The sequence below is a fragment of the Marinobacterium aestuarii genome, from assembly GCF_001651805.1.
Classification (GTDB): Bacteria; Pseudomonadota; Gammaproteobacteria; order Pseudomonadales; family Balneatricaceae; genus Marinobacterium_A; species Marinobacterium_A aestuarii.
In genome coordinates, this window is the sequence record NZ_CP015839.1 from 1,775,869 (window position 1) to 1,793,720 (window position 17,852).

A 17,852-nucleotide genomic window follows, 5' to 3' on the forward strand; every position below is an offset into this window, starting at 1 on the left:
AAAAAAGTCGAAGCATTTTATGGGTCGATGCCGAACTGGTCAACCTTTGATCAATATTGGTTTTTCCACTGGCGGATGGCGGCCATGATATCGACCGGTGTATCAAGCGTCGAACCCGCATGCAGGCTGGCGCTGGCGCTGACCGACTCGGTGTGGGTGCGCATAAAGGGATTGATCTTTTTTTCGGTGCCAATATGGCTTGGCAGCGTGGGTTCGCCCTTGGCTCGCAGCGTTTTGCACTCTTTGATGGCGGCCTGAATATGGGCGTTGTCGGGTTCAACGGCGGCGGCGAAGGCCAGGTTGGCGAGGGAATATTCGTGGGTGCAATAGACCTCGGTCGCATCGGGCAGGCAGGCGAAATAATCCATGGCCTGCTGCAGCTGGTGGGCGTTGCCCTCAAACAGGCGTCCGCAACCGGCCAGAAACAGGGTGTCGCCACAGAACAGTTGCGGCGTTTCGCCGTCGGTGCGGGGTGCGCAGTAGTAGCTGATATGGTCCAGGGTGTGGGCGGGTATTTCCCGTATCTGCAGGGTCTGGCCAAAGAGCTCGAGGCTGTCTGAATCCTGCAGCGGCTGGTCGATGCCGCCGAACGGGCTCGGGCGCGGACCATAGACCGGCACGCTAAAGGCTTGCAGCAGGTCGGCGACACCGCCGGTATGATCCTGATGGTGGTGTGTAATGAGTATTGCGGCCAGGGTCAGGTTGTTCTGTTGCAGGTATTTCAGTACAGGCGCTGCATCGCCGGGATCCACCACCGCAACGCGATTGCTCTGAGCGTCGGCCAGCAGCCAGATGTAGTTGTCATTAAAGGCGGGGATTGGTGTGACCTGAAACATGATAATCCTCTCGAATAGGTATCTGCACGGCGGCGCGTCTGAGGCGATACAGGTTACCTCAATCGGTGGGGGCTGTTAACATACCGTCATTGTCAGCAACACCGGTTTCATTTGATGAGATTTCGTCAGCAGCCCCCCTTGCACAAACTGATTCCGGCACTGCGCGTTTGGTTTCAAACGGAGCTTGGACAGGAGTTGCTTGCGGCCGAACGGGCGCAGATAGAACGGCTTTTACCCACACTCTTTGGCTATCACCTGTTGCAGCTGGGCATCGACAGCCAGATCTGTCTGTATGACAGCAGTCCTGTGTCACACAAGTTCATAGTCGCACCGGCACTTGAGTTGGGTCTGGGGCAGAACAGCGTGATTGCGGCCAACGAGGAGTTGCCGCTGGAGCGCAACAGCCTGGATGTGGTTGTGTTGCATCATGCGCTGGATTTCGCCCAGAGCCCGCATCAGGTACTGCGCGAAGCCGCGCGGGTGCTGCGCCCGGGCGGGCACCTTCTGGTGCTGGGGTTTAATCCGCTCAGCCTCTGGGGTCTCTATAGCCGCCTGTGTCGCAAGCGCACCGAGGTGCCCTGGTGTGGGCACTTTATCAGCCACTGGCGTCTGAGTGACTGGCTGAGTCTGGTGGAGCTGGTGGAAGTTAAGCTGATAACCGATTTTTTCCTGCCGCCCATGGCGGCGGGTAAATGGCGCCAGCGCTTCTCTGCGCTGGAGCGTTATGCCAAACCCGGTCGCAGCTATCATGGCGCTTTTTCGCTGATGGTGGCGCGCAAGGATGTGGTTGGCATGACCCCGATACAGCCGGAGTGGCGCCGCCGAAAACTGATTAGTCTGCCGATACCTGAGCCGTCTGCGCGAGGAAAGCATTGCCGTGAAAACCGAGAATTCCGTTAAGATTTACACCGATGGTGCCTGCAAGGGCAATCCGGGCCCGGGGGGCTGGGGGGCCCTGTTGCGTTATGGCGATGTGGAAAAGCAGCTGTTTGGCGGCGAGAAAAATACCACCAATAACCGTATGGAGCTGATGGCGGCGATCGAGGCTCTGGCGGCGCTCACCAAGCCCTGCGTTGTGGATCTGACCACCGACTCCCAGTATGTGCGCAAGGGTATTACCGAGTGGATGCGCAACTGGAAGCGCAATGGCTGGAAAACCGCCGCCCGCCAGCCGGTGAAGAATGCCGACCTGTGGCAGCGCCTGGATACCGAGGTGGCGCGTCATGAAGTCAAGTGGCACTGGGTGAAAGGGCACAGCGGGCACCCGGAAAACGATCTGGCTGATGAACTGGCCAACAAGGGCGTTGAGCAAATAAAGGGTTAGGGGCTGTTAATGCGTCAAATCGTACTGGATACCGAAACCACGGGTCTTGAACCGGCGGAAGGTCACAATGTTATCGAGATCGGCTGTGTCGAGATGGTGGGTCGCAAGCTTACCGGGCGCACCTATCACGTCTATATCAAGCCCGATCATGCCATCGACCAGGAAGCCATTGAGATTCACGGCATCACCAATGACTTTTTGGCTGACAAGCCGAAGTTTGCTGAGGTGGTGACTGAGTTTCTGGAGTTTATCCGTGGCGGCGAACTGATCATTCACAATGCTGCCTTCGATATTGGCTTTATCAATGCCGAGCTTGAGCGCATTCGCCATCCCGAGCGCATTGGTGATATCTGTAGCGTAATCGACTCCCTGCTGCTGGCGCGCCAGAAGCACCCGGGGCAGAAGAACAATCTGGATGCCCTGTGCAAGCGCTACGGCATCGACAACTCGCACCGCGAGCTGCACGGCGCTCTGCTTGACTCCGAAATTCTGGCTGATGTCTATCTGGGCCTGACCGGTGGTCAGCTCAAGCTGGATACCGGCGATGACGGCTCCGACGGCGGTGGTGCGGAGCGGGATATTCGTCGGGTGGAAGCGGGGCGCTACAGTCTGCGCGTGCTGCGTGCCAGCGATGACGAGCTCGAAGCGCACCGGGCCTTTGTTGCCTTGCTGAGCAAGAAAGCCGGTGAGCCCTGCCTGTGGGAGTCGCAGGAACCGTCTGAGGCTTAAGGAGCATACGGGCCGGTTATAGTCATGCACTGTTGCAGGCCGATAGTAAAACACCCCCGCAACAGGCCGTTGCGGGGGTGTTTTTTTGTGCCCTGGGAAAGGACAGGGCGGCAGGTAATGGCAGGGCCTAGAGTGTGTAACTTACGGCGGTAAAGCCGACCAGGCTCATCACTATGGTGTAGGGCAGTGCCATGATCACCATGCGTCCGTAGGACAGGCGAATCAGCGGTGCCAGCGCCGAGGTCAGCAGGAAGAGGAAGGCTGCCTGACCGTTAGGCGTCGCAACACTGGGAATGTTGGTGCCAGTGTTGATGGCCACGGCGAGCTTGTTGAAATGCTCGCGGGTGATGTCACCATTGTTCAGCGCCTCGACCACTTCGTTTATATACACGGTCGCGACAAACACATTGTCGCTGATGGCTGAAAGCAGGCCGTTGGCGACAAAGAACACGGCGGGCTGTACGCTGGGGCTCATTTCCAGCACGGCATGAATGATCGGCTGGAACAGGTGCTGTTCGTGGATCACCGAAACGATGGAGAAAAACACCACCAGGAGGGCGGTGAAGGGCAGTGCCTCTTCAAATGCCTTGCCGATCTGGTGTTCTTCGACGATGCCGTTAAAGGCGGTGAGCAGAATGATGACACAGAGGCCGATAAGGCCGACTTCGGCCAGGTGAAAGGCCAGTGCCAGTACCAGGATGATCGATACCACGACCTGAACGCCCAGCATGGCGATGTCGCGCTTGGTGCGTTTGCGGTCTTCTTCGCGGTCGAACTCTTCCAGAATCTGGCGCACGTTCAGCGGAATCTGTTCGCCGTAGCCGAACAGCTTGCCTTTCTCCAGCAGGACGCAGGTCAGCAGGCCGGCAAACAGCACCGGCATGGTAATGGGCGCCATAATGACGAAGAATTCGACGAAATCCCAGCCGGCTTTCTGGGCGATCAGCAGGTTCTGGGGCTCGCCCACCAGGGTGCAGACGCCGCCGAGTGCCGTGCCAACAGCACCGTGCATCAGCAGGCTGCGCAGGAAGGCGCGGAACTGTTCCAGTTCGCTGCGGTGGGTGTCGCCGACGTCCTCGTCGTCAGAGTGGTCGTGATCCAGCTGAGTTGATTTGCCCGAGGCCACCTTGTGGTAGACCGCATAGAAACCCACGCCGACACTGATGAGTACTGCCGTGACGGTCAGGGCATCGAGAAATGCCGACAGCATGGCTGAAGACAGGGAAAACAGCAGCGACAGCATGACCTTGGAGTGCACCTTGAGCAGTATCTTGGTGAACAGCCACAGCAGCATGCTTTTCATGAAGTAGATACCCGCCACCATAAACATCAGCAGCAGTATGACTTCGAGGTTGGATTCAACCTCGTGGGCGACCGACTCGGGGCTGGCCAGGCCAATGATAATGGCCTCGATGGCCAGGAGTCCGCCGGGCTGCAATGGATAGCATTTGAGCGCCAGCGCCAGGGTGAAGATAAATTCAAAGATCAGCAGCCAGCCGGTAACCACTGGGCCTGCAACCTGAAACAGGATGGGGTTCAGGATAAGGAAGCCAATAATAGCCTGCTTGTACCAGACGGGTGAGTTGCCCAGAAAATTGCGTATGAACGCCTGGGGTAAGGTGTTCGTCATGGCTGTTATTCCTATGCCAGCAGAGTCTGTTATGTTTACGGTGTCACGACGCAGGCTACGCTCAGGTATGGCAGCCTAACCTTGGATCATGACCCTTTATGACAAAGCGGGGCTAGCCTAGCAGCGACAACAAAAAATAAGAATAGCCACAGATTATAAAAAGACGGTGCCAGCGACGGTTCATCGGGCCTGCAGCGGGTTGTGCGGCCACCAGTTCAAGGCGTGTTGGCGCTAATCTATAAGTCATTATCAGGTTTGCTTATTGTTAAGATAAGGCAAGCTTTATGTGTATCCTAGACGAGGCGAATGGATGAGACAGGATGATTGCCAGCCGGTGCTGCTGGCAGCTGGTGGGCGTTTGCTGCAAAGCGCGAGCGGGGGGCTGGTGGCCATGCCGGCTGAACTGGAAGCGCTGCACTCAGAAGTGATAGAAGCGCAGTACCCGCTGGGGCCCGATGCGGCGGATGGTCGGCTGCTGGTGCTGCACGCCGACACTGAGCCTGCGCTGCGACAGCCCGCCATGGCGCTGCGCGATGCGCTGGCCCAGGCGCGCAACGAGAGCGAATATGGCTGGCTTTCGCGGGCGGCCCAGTTGGCCACCTGGCATGAACAGCATCGCTTTTGCGGTCGCTGTGGCGCTGCGCTCATTCATCACGCCCAGGATCTGGCCAAGACCTGCGAGCCCTGTGGCCTGAGTCAGTACCCGCGCATCTCGCCGTGCATTATCGTACTGGTGGTGCGCGGGGATCAGTGTCTGTTGGCCCGCGCGCCCCATTATGCCGCCGGGCGTTTCAGTACCCTGGCAGGCTTCATTGAAGCCGGTGAAACCGCAGAGGCCGCCGTGGCACGGGAAATTCAGGAAGAAGTCAGTATCGAGGTCCAGAACGTACGCTATTTCAAGAGCCAGTCCTGGCCCTTTCCCCATGCGCTCATGCTGGGTTTCTTTGCCGATTACAAGGCCGGCGAGCTGATGCCCGATGGCGTGGAAATTCTGGAGGCACACTGGTTCAGTCGCGATAATCTGCCGGACCTGCCGCCGTCCTTTTCGATCTCCCGTCAGTTGATCGAAAGCTACCGCCGCGGCGAGCTGGGCTGATCGCCAAGGGTTACTGAACTCTGCGTATCAGCGCTGGCGCTGGCGGGAAAAGAGCTTGCCCAGGCGCGTGGCCAGCATGATGTTGCCTTCGGCGCGCAGCTGGCCTTTCAAAAAAGCGCTCATGCCATCCTGCTCCCCGGTCACGACGCGAATAAAGGCCTCGCTGCCGACATAGAGGGTGATATCAGGGTCGGCGTGGTGCTGGCGTACTACCTGGCACTGCTGGTCCTGGATGGCGATATAAAAGGCATTTTCGTCATCGATAATGAACTGGAAGGTGCAGTTCAGATCCTTCGCCTGGTCGGGGCAAAAGCGGGAGGGGAGTTTATCGATTACCTGGTCGACGCTGATCTGTTCGCTCATGGGATTCCACTGTGTCCTGGGCAGTAAACCGTCTGGTCGTGACGACAGCGTTTTATGGTACATTACCCGGCTTACATTGATCTAAGATTTTCTGGAGAAGCACGTGCTCTCGTTCCTGTCTGATTACGGCCTGTTTCTGGCCAAAACAATGACCCTGGTGGTTGCTGTGCTGGTGTTTGTGCTTGGGCTTGTCCTGATTGCCGGGCGTAATCGCAAAGGCGGTTCGGATGGGGAGATCAGCGTCACAAGCCTCAACGACCAGCTTGAAGATATGCAAAGCGCCATCGAGCAATCGGTGATGGACAAAGACAGCTACAAGCAGCAGATGAAGGACGAGGCCAAGCGGGAAAAGGCCGAGGCCAAGGCGCGCAAAAAGGCGCTGAAAAAGGGTGAAGCCGTCGAAACCTCGTCCGGGCGTCGGTTGTTCGTGCTCGATTTCGATGGTGATATCAAGGCCAGCGACGTTGAACCGCTGCGTGAAGAGATTACCGCGATCCTTACTGTGGCCGGTCCTGAAGATGAAGTCGTGCTCAGGCTGGAGAGCGCCGGTGGTCTGGTGCATGAATACGGCCTTGCCGCCTCGCAGCTCGAGCGCATTCGGGCCCAGAAAATCCCCCTCACCATCTGTGTTGACCGTGTTGCCGCCAGCGGCGGTTACATGATGGCCTGTCTGGCCGACAAGCTGATGGCCGCGCCTTTTGCTGTGCTGGGCTCCATCGGTGTGGTGGCGCAGATGCCCAACTTTCACAAACTGCTGAAAAAGCATGATATCGACATGGAAATTCTTACCGCCGGCGAATTCAAACGCACCCTGACCATGTTCGGCGAGAACACCGACAAGGGCCGGGAAAAATTCGTTGAAGAGCTGGAAGACACCCATGAGCTGTTCAAGGAGTTTGTGACCGGTTATCGTCCCCAGCTTGATATTCACAAGGTGGCCACCGGCGAAATCTGGTTTGGCAAGCGCGCCCTGGAGCAGCACCTGATCGATGAAATCTGCACCAGTGACGATTACCTGATGCAGGCCGCGCGCGAGGCTGATGTGTTCTGTGTGCGCTATGAAGAAAAGAAGAGCCTGCAGGAGCGTCTCAGCGATTTCGCCATCCATACCGGCGACAGCCTGATGCTGCGCTGGTGGGACCGGTTGTATAAAAGCCGCCTGTTGTCCCGCTAAAACGGGTTGCGTTTAACAGAGCTGGCAAGCTGTATCGTGCCCTCGGGACGAGTGGCATGTTCAACAGGAGAGAAACGGATGCCGCAATCCGACACCACGGACAAGATACTGCAGGCGGCAGCATCGCTGTTTGCCGAGCAAGGCTTCAACGACACCACCCTGCGTCAGATTACCGCACGCGCCGACGTCAACCTGGCCGCAGTCAACTATCACTTTGGTTCCAAGGAACGCCTGATCATGGCGCTGGCGGATGCCTGTATCGAGCCGCTGGTGCAGCAGCTTGAGCGCGCGCTGGCGGAGCGCCTGGCGCTGGCGCCGCAGCGTCTGACGCTGGATGAGCTGATGGACATGCTGATGCGCACGCTGTTACAGGCGCAAAGGCGCAGCACCGACGAGCTGAGCGTCTTCATGCGCTTGCTGGATCTGGCCTACATGGGCCGGCAGCAGGCGCTACGCGAGCATCTGGTGACGCACTACGGTGCGCGTCTGCAACCATTCTTGCAGCATCTGAGGCAGGATTCGGCGCCCATGGAGGATGATGAGTTCTTCTGGCGGCTGCACTTCCTGCTGGGCTCGGTGGTGTTTACCCTGGCCAACTTTCAGACCTTGGTGGCGCTTGAAAAGCAGACCTTTGACCTGGATGCCGAGATCGAACGTACTCTGCACCGGCTGGTGCCGGTGCTGGCTGGCGGCTTTCAGGCGCGGGCCGAAAGCATCCAGTTCTGCTGGCTATGAGTGATTGCTGGCTGCGTGTGTCGATCAGCCGGCAGCAGCTTGAGCTGCTCGAGGGGGAGCGGGTGCTGCAGTGCTACCCCATATCCACGGCGCGCAATGGCCCTGGCGAGCAGGAAGGCAGTGGCTGTACGCCCCGTGGCCGGCACTGCATTCGCGCCAGGATAGGCGCCGGGCAGCCGCTCAATGCGGTCTTTCGCGGGCGTCGTTTTACCGGTGAAACCTACTCCCAGGCACTGGCCCGCACATACCCTGAGCGGGACTGGATACTGACGCGCATCCTCTGGCTCAGTGGCTGCGAGCCCGGTTTCAATCGCCTGGGGACGGTCGACAGCATGCGTCGATACATCTATATCCACGGCACGCCGGACACCGAACCCATGGGTGTGGCCTTGTCCCATGGCTGTATCCGCATGCGCAATGCCGATGTGCTGGATTTGTTTGACCGCGTCACCACAGGTACTGCGGTCGTCATTGATCCTTGAGGTTGTGGGCGTGCAAGCTTCTGACATTGTGAGCTTGTGAACGTACGCGTTTGTGAAAAGTTGAGAGCAGAGGAATTTCCATGACAGCCGCTGTACTGATGCTGGATCTGGCGGGCACCGAACTGAGTGCCGATGAAGCGGCGCTGCTGGCTGATGACGCCGTTGGCGGGCTGATACTGTTCAGTCGCAACTTTGAGAGCCCCACGCAGTTGCGCCGGCTGATTGCGGCGGTGCGGGCGCTTGCGCCGGATATTCTGATCGCGGTCGATCACGAGGGCGGGCGAGTGCAGCGCTTTCGCCAGGGGTTCACCCTGTTGCCCGCCATGGGTGTGCTGGCGCAGCGTTACGCCTGTGCGCCTGAGGCTGCGCTGGCTGAAGCGGTTGAGCTCGGCTGGCTGATGGCCGCAGAGCTGCTGGATATGGATATCGATATCAGCTTTGCGCCTGTGCTGGATCTGGATTATGGCCGCAGCCGGGTGATCGGCGATCGCGCCTTTGGGGGCGATGGGGCAACGGTCAGCGCCCTGGCGGGGGCCTTTGTGCGCGGTATGGCCGAGGCCGGCATGGCCGCCACCGGCAAGCACTTTCCGGGGCACGGCTGGGCCGAGGCGGACTCCCATCTGGAGATTCCCACCGACGAGCGGGACCTGGCCACCATCGAACAGCAGGACATGCAGCCCTTTGCGCAACTCATAGATGCAGGCCTTGCAGGCGTAATGCCGGCCCATGTGATCTACAGTACCGTGGACCCCTCGCCCGCGGGCTTTTCGCACTACTGGCTGCAGCAGGTACTGCGCACGCAGCTGGGCTTTAGAGGTGTGATCTTCAGTGATGACCTGAGCATGGAGGGGGCCGGCTTTGCCGGCGGCTATGCCGCCCGTGCCGCCCGCGCGCTTGAAGCTGGCTGCGACATGCTGCTGGTGTGCAATCACCCCGAAGGCGCGCGCGAGGTGCTGGACTATCTGCGGGCGCACCCTCGGGTGCCAAGTCCGGCTATTGCTGCGCTGCGCGGCGACAGGCGCGCAATCAATCAGCAGCGTCAGGTCAGGGCCCAGGCGCTGGCGGCAGAGCTGCGGGCGCTCTAACAGGGTTAATCTGAAATCAAGCGGAGAATGTAACGGATGTGGCAGGCGTTTAGTGAGCAGCTGGCGAATTACTGGCCCTTTGGCCCGGAGACCAGCTGGATGTTGCGGGTCTTTCTGATTGTCTTTATGACCATGCTGCTGAATTACCTTTCCAATCGGCTGTTCCGGCGTCTGAGTGTACGCCTGGAGCGGACCAGCAATGTCTGGGATGACCTGCTGCTGGCGGCGGCGCGACGCCCCATTGCGGCACTGATCTGGATCTTTGGTGCTGCCTGGGCGCTGGAGGTGATTGATCGTCAGACCGGCACTGTACTGATGGATGTGGTGGGGCCGATAAGGCGCATGGGGGTCATCGTGCTTATCACCTGGTTCCTGATTCGTCTTATTCGACGGGCTGAAGTGGCGCTGGTGTCGCCGCAGAAGGTCAAGACGCCGATGGATCAGACCACGGTGGGTGCCATCGGCAAGCTGCTGCGCCTGTCGATCATCATCACCACGGCGCTGGTGGTACTGCAAAACTTCGGTTACAGCGTCTCCGGCGTTATGGCCTTTGGTGGTATCGGCGGTATCGCCGTGGGCTTTGCCGCCAAGGATCTGCTGGCAAACTTTTTTGGCGGTTTGATGATCTACCTGGACCGCCCGTTCAAGGTGGGGGACTGGATTCGCTCTCCGGACAAGAACATCGAGGGTACGGTGGAGGAAATCGGCTGGCGCCAGACGCGCATCCGCACCTTCGACAAGCGTCCGCTCTATGTGCCCAACGCCACCTTTGCCAGTATTTCGGTGGAGAACCCCTCGCGCATGACCAACAGGCGCATCTACGAAACCATTGGCGTGCGCTACGATGATGTCGGACGCGTCCAGGCGATAGTGGCGGATGTGCATGCCATGCTGCGCCAGCACGAGGAGATTGATCAGGAGCAGACGCTGATCGTTAACCTGAACAGCTTCGGTGCATCGTCGGTCGATTTCTTCGTTTATACCTTTACGCGCACCACCAACTGGATACGTTTCCATGAGATCAAGCAGGATGTGCTGCTGCGCATCATTGAGATCATTGAAGCCCGCGGTGCAGAGGTGGCCTTTCCGACCCAGACGCTGCACCTGGCCTCGTTGCCGGATGCTGCTGTGGCGCAGGGAGCGCTGCCGTCGCAGGCTGCATCGCGGTCGGAGCGGGCGCCATCGCAGGCCTGATCGAGCTGCTCTGAGTCCGTGCTGGGTATGCCTCTATGAATCCCGCCACCTCGCAAGAGGGAGGCGGGATTCTTCGTTCTGGCGTGTGGCGGCGTCGTAATCTGCTGGCGGTGGGTTAGTGTGGCACGGCCTTGCTGTGGCACCTCGGGGGAAGATGGTGCACTATTATTCTGCAGGAGTATTTACAGAGTTAGGGTGCTTTACGGGATCATCACCGTTGCTGCAGGGTTCCTCTTCCAACTTATACAGGGACGTCCCCGTTATATGGACAGATTTTTTAATGCTGGGACTAAACCAGCCTGGCTGGCGGCGGTGTTGATACTGTGTATCGTGTACGCCCTGGTGGGGCGGCTGGCGCTGCTGCTGGCCATACCGCCGGGCTATGCGACGGCTATTTTTCCCTCCGCCGGTATTGCCGTCGCGGCCCTGCTGATCTGGGGTAATCGTCTGTGGCCCGGGGTCTTTCTGGGGTCGATGCTGCTTAATGGCTGGGTGGGGCTGGAGCAGGGAGCCTTGTCTCTGGTGGCGCTGCAGCTGTCCCTTGGGGCTGCCAGCGGCGCGGCCCTGCAGGCGCTGACCGGGGCCTGGCTGGTGCAGCGGGTGGTGGGGTATCCGACGTCCCAGTCCCGAGAGCAGGATATTTTCAGGTTCATGCTGTTGGCAGGTCCTGTGGCCTGTCTGGTCAATGCGAGTGTGGGGGCGACCAGTCTCTATGCCGGCGGCGTTATCAGTATCGCCGAGTACGGCTACAGCTGGTTTACCTGGTGGGTGGGGGATACCATCGGTGTGCTGATTGCAGCGCCGCTGATGTTTATCTGTTTTTCCAGGCCCAGATCATTGTGGTGGGGGCGGCGTCATTCGGTGGCGGTGCCGCTGTTGTTGTCGCTGGCGTCGGTGGTTCTGCTGTTTGTCTGGGTGAGCAAGTGGGAAGCGCAGCGCACCGAGCTCGAGTTCCGCAAGGCCTCCAGCGAAGCCGCGGAGAGTCTGCGGGCCAGTGTGGCCAGTTACCTGGATTCTGTCGCATCGATCGAGCGCTTTTTTGTCAGTTCATCCCGGGTAATGCGACCGGAGTTCAGAGCCTTCGTCGAAAACATGTTGCTGAAAAAGCCCGGTATTCAGGGGCTGGGCTGGAACCCGCGTATCACCGAAACCCAGAGGGCGGGTTTCGAAGAGTTAGTGCAGGCGGAGGGCTTTCCCGGCTTTGCAATCACCGAGCGGGACGCCACGGGGGCGCTGGTGCGGGCGGGTAGGCGGCCTGATTATGTAGTGGCGACCTATCTGGAGCCGCTGGGCGACAATGGCAAGGCGCTGGGGTTTGATGTGGCGTCCAGTAGCGAGCGTCTGGAGGCGCTGAATCGGGCGCGGGATACGGGGCTTGCGGTGGCGACGGCGCCTATCACGCTGGTGCAGGAGGGCGGGGCTCAATCCGGCTTTTTGCTGTTTCATCCGGTATATCTCGGAGCAAGCAATACTGCAGCGGATCGCAGGCAGAATCTCACTGGTTTTGCGGTCGGTGTCTTCCGTGTCGGTGATATTGTCGATGCAGTCCTGAACGCCAGGCTACCTGGCAATATTATGCTGTCGATCGACGATCGAGGGGCGTCCGATGGGGGTCATCTCTATGGGACGGAAAATCATGCGGGCTTTGAAAGTGCATCCTATGGCTTTACCGCTGATATTGATGTCGGTGGGCGGCACTGGACGCTGCAGTTCTGGCCGTCGGCGGGCTATATGTCAGGTCATCGTGGCTGGCAGGCCTGGGGTGTGCTGGCAACAGGGCTGCTGTTTACCAGTGTGCTGGGCGCATTCTTGCTAGCCATGACCGGCCGGGCCTATGAAGTGGGGGTGCTGGTGCAGCGTCGTACGGCGGAGCTGAGCGGGATTCTTAACACCGCCATTGAAACCATTATGACGCTGGATAGAAAAGGCCGACTGGAGTCGGTTAACCCGGCCGGCGAGGCGCTGTTTGCTCAGCCCGCCGAGGCGCTCGTCGGGCGATTGATCAGTGACGTTGTGCCGGAATTTTTCATCAGCCTGGTGGCGGGCGCAGGTGGGCTGGGGTCGTTGTCCGGCGCAGGCAGTCGCTGCGATACCTGGGCCTTGCGTCCTGATGGCAGTCGAGTGCCCATTGAGCTGGCGGTGAGTCCGTTACCGATTGGAGAGCGCATGCGCTACACCCTGATCATTCATGACCTGACCGAGCGGCATAAGGTCAATCGGATGAAGGATGAGTTTATTTCCACGGTCAATCATGAGCTCAGGACGCCGCTGACTTCGATCAAGGGGGCGCTGGGGCTGGTGGTGGGCGGTGTGCTGGACGCTCACCCCGACAGGAAGGTCGGCGCCATTACGCTGGCCTACGACAACTGTCAGCGGCTGGAAACCCTGATCAATGACCTGCTTGATATCGGCAAGATTCAGTACGCAGACGTCGAGCTCAGGCTGCAGTCGCTGCCGGCCAATGCGCTGGCCGAGAAGGCGCTGGCGATGAATCAGGGCTATGCCGACAAGTATGCTGTGCGCTGCCGTCTGGTGCCCTGCGCGGGCGAGGCGCTTGTGCTGGGGGATGAGAATCGCCTGCTGCAGGTGTTTTCGAATCTGCTGTCCAATGCCTGCAAATACTCGCCTGCGGGCGCTGAGGTTGTGGTGTCCTTGCTGTCTGGGTCTGAAGAGCTGCGTATCAGCGTGGCGGACTCGGGCCCCGGTATTCCGCTGGAGTTTCAGGCGCAGGTGTTTGAGCGTTTTACCCAGGCTGATTCTTCGGATACGCGTCGCCTGGGCGGTACCGGGCTGGGGCTCGCCATTACGCGGGCCATCGTTGAGCGCCACGGCGGCAAGATTGGTTTTGACAGTATACCGGGGCAGGGTACGGTGTTTTATGTCGACCTGCCGCTGGTGGCGGTCAGCGCTGAACCTTCTGGAGAGTCTTCTGGAGGATTTTCTGAAAAGGCTGCTGGCGCGCGTGCAGATGAGGGCATTATCAATGCCGCCGCGGATGATGTTCGCGCCTGAGCGGTGCTTTTGCGGTAGCGCAGTGCTTGGCAGCTAAATGGCTTCGATCAAAAAAGGGCTCCGCAAGGAGCCCTTTTTGTATGTACAGGCACTGACTAGCGCTGAATCAGTACCAGGACGCCGAACAGCGGGTTATCCAGGTAGTGAATCTGGTTGGGTTTCATGCTCCGCGGTGTATTCAGGGTTGCCATCAGCAGCTTGTCGGTGGCCTGTGAGCTGATGCTGGTGTAGTACAGGTCGGGGCGCAGGTGCAGGGAACTGCCGCGGTCGATACTGATGTAGCCGTCCAGTTCGTAGGCGCCGTTGGGCATGAGCTGGCCACCGCGCAGGTGTACCGGTCGGCTGCTGTTCTGGTTGCCCACCGGCTGATACCAGGCGCCGTGGAACAGGGTGCGAAATCCCTGTTGACGCGCGAGGCGGTTTTTTTCCGCCGTCAGTACCAGGTTATTGCCGGGCAGGCGCTGGTAAGTGCCGCTGCCACCGTTGCCCAGTTCTGCCGCCGCACGGCGGGGTATCTCCAGGCTATGCCAGGTCTGTTCTTTCAGGGCGGCAGGGTCCTGGTTGGCGAAGATCAGCACTTCCACCTTGTAGACGGGGTCCTCGGCCCGGGCAAACAGGCTGCACAGCGTTAGCAAGGCGAGCGCCAGAGTGCTGAGCAGCGGGGGGAGGCTTGGGTGAAATCTCATGCAGAAAGCTCGTTTAGAAGGTTTTCGACGGTCTGGGCGCGCAGTTCGGGTGTGGTCATTTCGACATTGAAGCGTAACTGGCTGGCGCCTTCGAGCTTGAAGCGTCGCGGCTGGCTCTGAACCAGGGTGACCAGTTTGTATGGATCTATAGTGGTATCGGCGTTGAATTCGATGCGTCCGCCTTTATCGCCGGCATCGACCTTGGCAATCCCCAGTGCGCTGGCGCGCAGCTTGAGTGCCGTGATGCGGAACAGGCTCTTCACCGGTTCCGGCAGCAGGCCGAAGCGGTCAATCATTTCTACCTGGAGTTCATGCAGCTGGGCATCGTTGCTGGCGTTGGAAATGCGCTTGTAGAGGATCAGCCGGTTGTGCACATCGGGCAGGTACTCGTCCGGGATCAGAGCCTGCAGCCGCAGGTTGATCTCGGGGCCGTGCCGCAGCGGGGCGTCCGGGTTGGGCGTCTTGCCATCGCGCATTGATTGAATGGCCTGCTCCAGCATTTCCATGTAAAGCGTAAAGCCAACGCTCTGCATCTGGCCGCTCTGGCCTTCGCCCAGCAGCTCGCCGGCGCCGCGGATTTCCAGGTCGTGGGTCGCCAGGGTGAAGCCTGCGCCCAGATCGCTGGCCTGGGCGATGGCTTCCAGTCGCTTGCCGGCATCCGGGGTCATATTGGCAACCGGCGGTGTCAGCAGATAGGCGTAGGCCTGGTGGTGGGAGCGGCCGACACGGCCACGCAGCTGATGCAGCTGGGCCAGGCCGAACTTGTCGGCCCGGTCGATAATAATGGTGTTGGCGTTGGGGATATCGATGCCGGTTTCGATAATGGTGGTGCAGACCAGCAGGTTGTTGCGCTTGTGGTAGAAGTCGGTCATGACCTTCTCCAGCTCGCGTTCGCGCAGCTGGCCGTGGCCAATGCCGATGCGGGCCTCGGGCACCAGCGCCTTGAGCTCTTCGGCGGTGCGCTCGATGGTTTTGACCTCGTTGTGCAGGTAATAGACCTGGCCGCCGCGCAGCAGTTCGCGCAGGATGGCCTCCTTGATCATGGGCTTGTCGCCCTCGCGCACAAAGGTCTTTACCGACAGGCGTCGCGCCGGTGCCGTGGCGATGATCGACAGGTCGCGCATGCCGGACATGGCCATATTGAGGGTGCGCGGAATGGGCGTGGCGGTGAGGGTGAGGATATCCACCTGGGCGCGCAGGGATTTGAGGCGCTCTTTTTGCTGCACGCCAAAGCGGTGTTCCTCGTCGATGATGACCAGGCCCAGATCCTTGAACTGGATGTCGCCCTGCAACAGCTTGTGGGTGCCGACAATGATATCGATCTCGCCGGAGGCGAGTTTGGCCTGCGCCTGGGTCTGCTGGCTGGTGCTGCGAAAGCGCGAAATCAGCTCGACGTTGACTGGCCAGTCGGCAAAACGGTCGCGAAAATTATCGTAGTGCTGCTGCGCCAGCAGGGTGGTGGGGACCAGAATGACCACCTGCTTGCTGTTTTGCACCGCCAGGAAGGCGGCGCGCATGGCCACTTCTGTCTTGCCAAAGCCGACGTCGCCGCACACCAGGCGATCCATCGGCTGGGGAGCGGTCATGTCCTGCAGCACCGCTTCGATGGCCAAAGCCTGGTCGGGGGTTTCCTCGAACGGAAAGCTGGCGCTGAACTGGCGGTATTCGGCATCCGGGGTGCCAAAGCTGAAACCTTCGCGGGCGCCGCGACGGGCATAGATGTCCAGCAGCTCGGCGGCGGTGTCGCGCACCTTTTCGGCCGCCTTGCGCTTGGCACGGATCCATTGCTCGGTGCCCAGGCGATGCAGCGGGGCGTTTTCATCGCTGCTGCCGCCGTAGCGGCTGATCAGGTGCAGTGAGCTGACCGGTACATAGAGTTTGGCGTTATCGGCATATTCCAGCGTCAGGAATTCATTCTGCTGGCCGTCCAGCTCGATGCACTGCAGGCCCAGATAGCGACCAACACCGTGATCGAGGTGTACCACGGGCGCGCCAGCACGCAGTTCCGACAGGTTCTTGATGACCTGGTCGGCCTGTTCCTTGTCGCGGCTGCGACGCCGGCGCTGGAAGACCTGCTGGCCGAACAGCTGGGTTTCGGTAATCAGCTGGCACTGGCCCGGCAGGTTGAGGCCCAGTTCCAGTGGATAGACACAGATGCCGTGGCGTGGCTGCTGTTCGGCAAAGTCCTGCCAGCTGTCGATGCTGCGGGTCTTTATGCCGGCGACAGCGAAGAGCTCGAGCAGGGATTCGCGTCGCCCGGCGGATTCGGCGCAGAACAGTATGGGTTCGGGGTGGCTGTCCAGAAAATCGTTCAGTGTCGCCATGGGCTGGTTTGACTGAGCGTTTACCTGCAGTGTTGGCGGCTCCTCGAACGAGCTGTCCTGGGCGCCGCCGCCGTTGCCTGCGCTGTCGCTGTGCAGTACCAGGCGTGGCAGGCGCTTGAGGGCGGCAAAGAGTTCATCGACCCGGGTAAAGACTTCTTCAGGTGCCAGCAGCGGACGTTCGATATCATGACGGCGCTCTTCGTAGCGCGCTTGGGCTTCGTGCCAGAACTGCTCGGCCGCCGCCTCCAGGCCCGGGTCGCATACCACCAGGGTGTTGTCCGGCAGATAGTCGAACAGTGTCATGCTGTTATCGAAAAACAGCGGCAGATAATATTCGATGCCAGGGGGTGTCACGCCATTGCTGACGTCCTGGTAGGTCGGGCAGCGGCCGGGATCGACATCAAAGCGTTCGCGCCAGCGCTGGCGAAATCCGGTGATGGCGCTGGAATCAAACGGGAACTCCTGCGCCGGCAGCAGGCGCACCTGCTCTACCTGTTCGATGGAACGCTGGGTTTCCGGGTCGAACACCCGCAGCGTCTCGATTTCGTCATCAAACAGATCGATGCGATACGGCAGGCGGCTACCCATGGGGTAAATGTCGAGGATGGCGCCGCGCTGGGCGAATTCGCCGTGCTCATACACAGTTTCAACGGCACGATAGCCGGCATCGCTCAGCATCTGGCGGGTTTCGCTGGGGTCCAGCGTCTGCCCGGTGTCCAGCAGCAGGCTGTTGCCGCCGATGAACTGGCGCGGTGCTATGCGCTGCATCAGGGTGGCCGCCGTGACGATTAGGATGCCGCGGCTCAGCTGCGGCAGGCGATACAGGCTGAGGATGCGTTCGGAGATAATGTCCTGGTGCGGCGAGAAATTGTCGTAGGGCAGGGTTTCCCAGTCGGGAAAGGACAGCAGTTCGACCTCGGGATCAAAAAAGGCGATTTCGCTGGCCAGGCGCGTAGCGGCATCACTGCTGGTGGCGATGACCAGGGTCACGCCCTTGTGGTGACGGGCGGCGGCAGCGGCGAGGTAGCCTTGGGCGCAGCCTTTTAACTGGCCGATACGCTTGATATCGCCCGCTCCCGCCGGCATCGGATAGTCCAGTTCAAACACGGTTGCTGACTCCTTGAAGCCCCGACTACAAAAGCGCCCTATGTTACCGCCTGCGGGGTCAAAAGGGCAGGCTTG

General features: G+C 60.0%; 15 protein-coding genes. 10 read left to right on the plus strand and 5 right to left on the minus strand.

The features are described 5' to 3' along the window. Nucleotides 1–50: 50 nt before the first annotated feature. Nucleotides 51–836, minus strand: coding sequence for a hydroxyacylglutathione hydrolase (gene gloB / locus A8C75_RS07935; protein ID WP_067380418.1), 786 nt, complete (start codon nt 834–836; stop codon nt 51–53). 138 nt (nt 837–974) lie between these two features. On the opposite strand from gloB, the gene A8C75_RS07940 reads away from it, so the two are divergent. From A8C75_RS07940 to dnaQ, 3 genes are read left to right on the plus strand one after another with little or no spacing between them, the layout of a single operon-like run. Next, nucleotides 975–1,736 (plus strand): class I SAM-dependent methyltransferase, encoded by a 762-nt coding sequence (locus A8C75_RS07940; protein ID WP_084783856.1) that lies wholly within the window; start codon nt 975–977, stop codon nt 1,734–1,736. Then, nucleotides 1,714–2,160, plus strand: a complete 447-nt coding sequence (gene rnhA, locus A8C75_RS07945; RefSeq protein ID WP_067380425.1) for a ribonuclease HI — start codon at nt 1,714–1,716, stop codon at nt 2,158–2,160. The genes A8C75_RS07940 and rnhA overlap by 23 nt, the downstream gene beginning before the upstream one ends. 9 nt (nt 2,161–2,169) lie before the next feature. After that, entirely contained in the window at nt 2,170–2,889 is a 720-nt protein-coding gene (gene dnaQ, locus A8C75_RS07950; RefSeq protein WP_067380428.1) for a DNA polymerase III subunit epsilon, read from the plus strand. Between the two features lie 127 nt (nt 2,890–3,016). Here the strand turns inward: dnaQ and nhaB are convergent, their stop codons facing one another. Then, nucleotides 3,017–4,519 (minus strand): sodium/proton antiporter NhaB, encoded by a 1,503-nt coding sequence (gene nhaB / locus A8C75_RS07955; RefSeq protein WP_067380431.1) that lies wholly within the window; start codon nt 4,517–4,519, stop codon nt 3,017–3,019. A gap of 310 nt (nt 4,520–4,829) precedes the next feature. Here nhaB and nudC point away from each other — a divergent pair, with 310 nt between their 5' ends. Then, the gene (nudC, locus tag A8C75_RS07960) at nt 4,830–5,615 is read left to right on the plus strand and encodes an NAD(+) diphosphatase (RefSeq protein WP_067380434.1); all 786 of its coding nucleotides are present in this window, start codon (nt 4,830–4,832) and stop codon (nt 5,613–5,615) included. Between the two features lie 27 nt (nt 5,616–5,642). Here nudC and A8C75_RS07965 read toward each other — a convergent pair whose 3' ends face one another. Continuing rightward, complete coding sequence (locus tag A8C75_RS07965; RefSeq protein ID WP_084783858.1) at nt 5,643–5,978, minus strand: SCP2 sterol-binding domain-containing protein; 336 nt, start codon at nt 5,976–5,978, stop codon at nt 5,643–5,645. Nucleotides 5,979–6,081: 103 nt separating this feature from the next. Between A8C75_RS07965 and sohB the strand changes: the two genes are divergently transcribed. The 6 genes from sohB (at nt 6,082) to A8C75_RS07995 (ending at nt 13,660) form a co-directional block, all read left to right on the plus strand. After that, entirely contained in the window at nt 6,082–7,152 is a 1,071-nt protein-coding gene (sohB, locus tag A8C75_RS07970; RefSeq protein ID WP_084783859.1) for a protease SohB, read from the plus strand. 78 nt (nt 7,153–7,230) lie between these two features. Beyond that, on the plus strand, nt 7,231–7,887 hold the full coding sequence (locus A8C75_RS07975) for a TetR/AcrR family transcriptional regulator (protein WP_067380437.1): 657 nt from the start codon (nt 7,231–7,233) through the stop codon (nt 7,885–7,887). Beyond that, nucleotides 7,884–8,369, plus strand: coding sequence for a L,D-transpeptidase (locus tag A8C75_RS07980; protein WP_067380440.1), 486 nt, complete (start codon nt 7,884–7,886; stop codon nt 8,367–8,369). The genes A8C75_RS07975 and A8C75_RS07980 overlap by 4 nt, the downstream gene beginning before the upstream one ends. An 80-nt stretch (nt 8,370–8,449) precedes the next feature. Next, complete coding sequence (nagZ, locus tag A8C75_RS07985) at nt 8,450–9,454, plus strand: beta-N-acetylhexosaminidase (protein WP_067380443.1); 1,005 nt, start codon at nt 8,450–8,452, stop codon at nt 9,452–9,454. 36 nt (nt 9,455–9,490) lie between these two features. Further along, nucleotides 9,491–10,648, plus strand: a complete 1,158-nt coding sequence (locus A8C75_RS07990; RefSeq protein ID WP_067380446.1) for a mechanosensitive ion channel family protein — start codon at nt 9,491–9,493, stop codon at nt 10,646–10,648. Between the two features lie 264 nt (nt 10,649–10,912). Continuing rightward, the gene (locus A8C75_RS07995) at nt 10,913–13,660 is read left to right on the plus strand and encodes a CHASE domain-containing protein (RefSeq protein WP_067380449.1); all 2,748 of its coding nucleotides are present in this window, start codon (nt 10,913–10,915) and stop codon (nt 13,658–13,660) included. 95 nt (nt 13,661–13,755) lie between these two features. Here A8C75_RS07995 and A8C75_RS08000 read toward each other — a convergent pair whose 3' ends face one another. Both A8C75_RS08000 and mfd read right to left on the minus strand, forming a co-directional pair. Further along, on the minus strand, nt 13,756–14,346 hold the full coding sequence (locus tag A8C75_RS08000; protein ID WP_084783860.1) for a CsiV family protein: 591 nt from the start codon (nt 14,344–14,346) through the stop codon (nt 13,756–13,758). Then, nucleotides 14,343–17,777 carry a transcription-repair coupling factor gene (gene mfd, locus A8C75_RS08005; protein ID WP_120785174.1) on the minus strand — a complete coding sequence of 1,145 codons (3,435 nt, stop codon included), beginning with the start codon at nt 17,775–17,777 and terminating at the stop codon, nt 14,343–14,345. Before mfd ends, A8C75_RS08000 begins: the two co-directional genes overlap by 4 nt. Between the last annotated feature and the right edge of the window lie 75 nt (nt 17,778–17,852).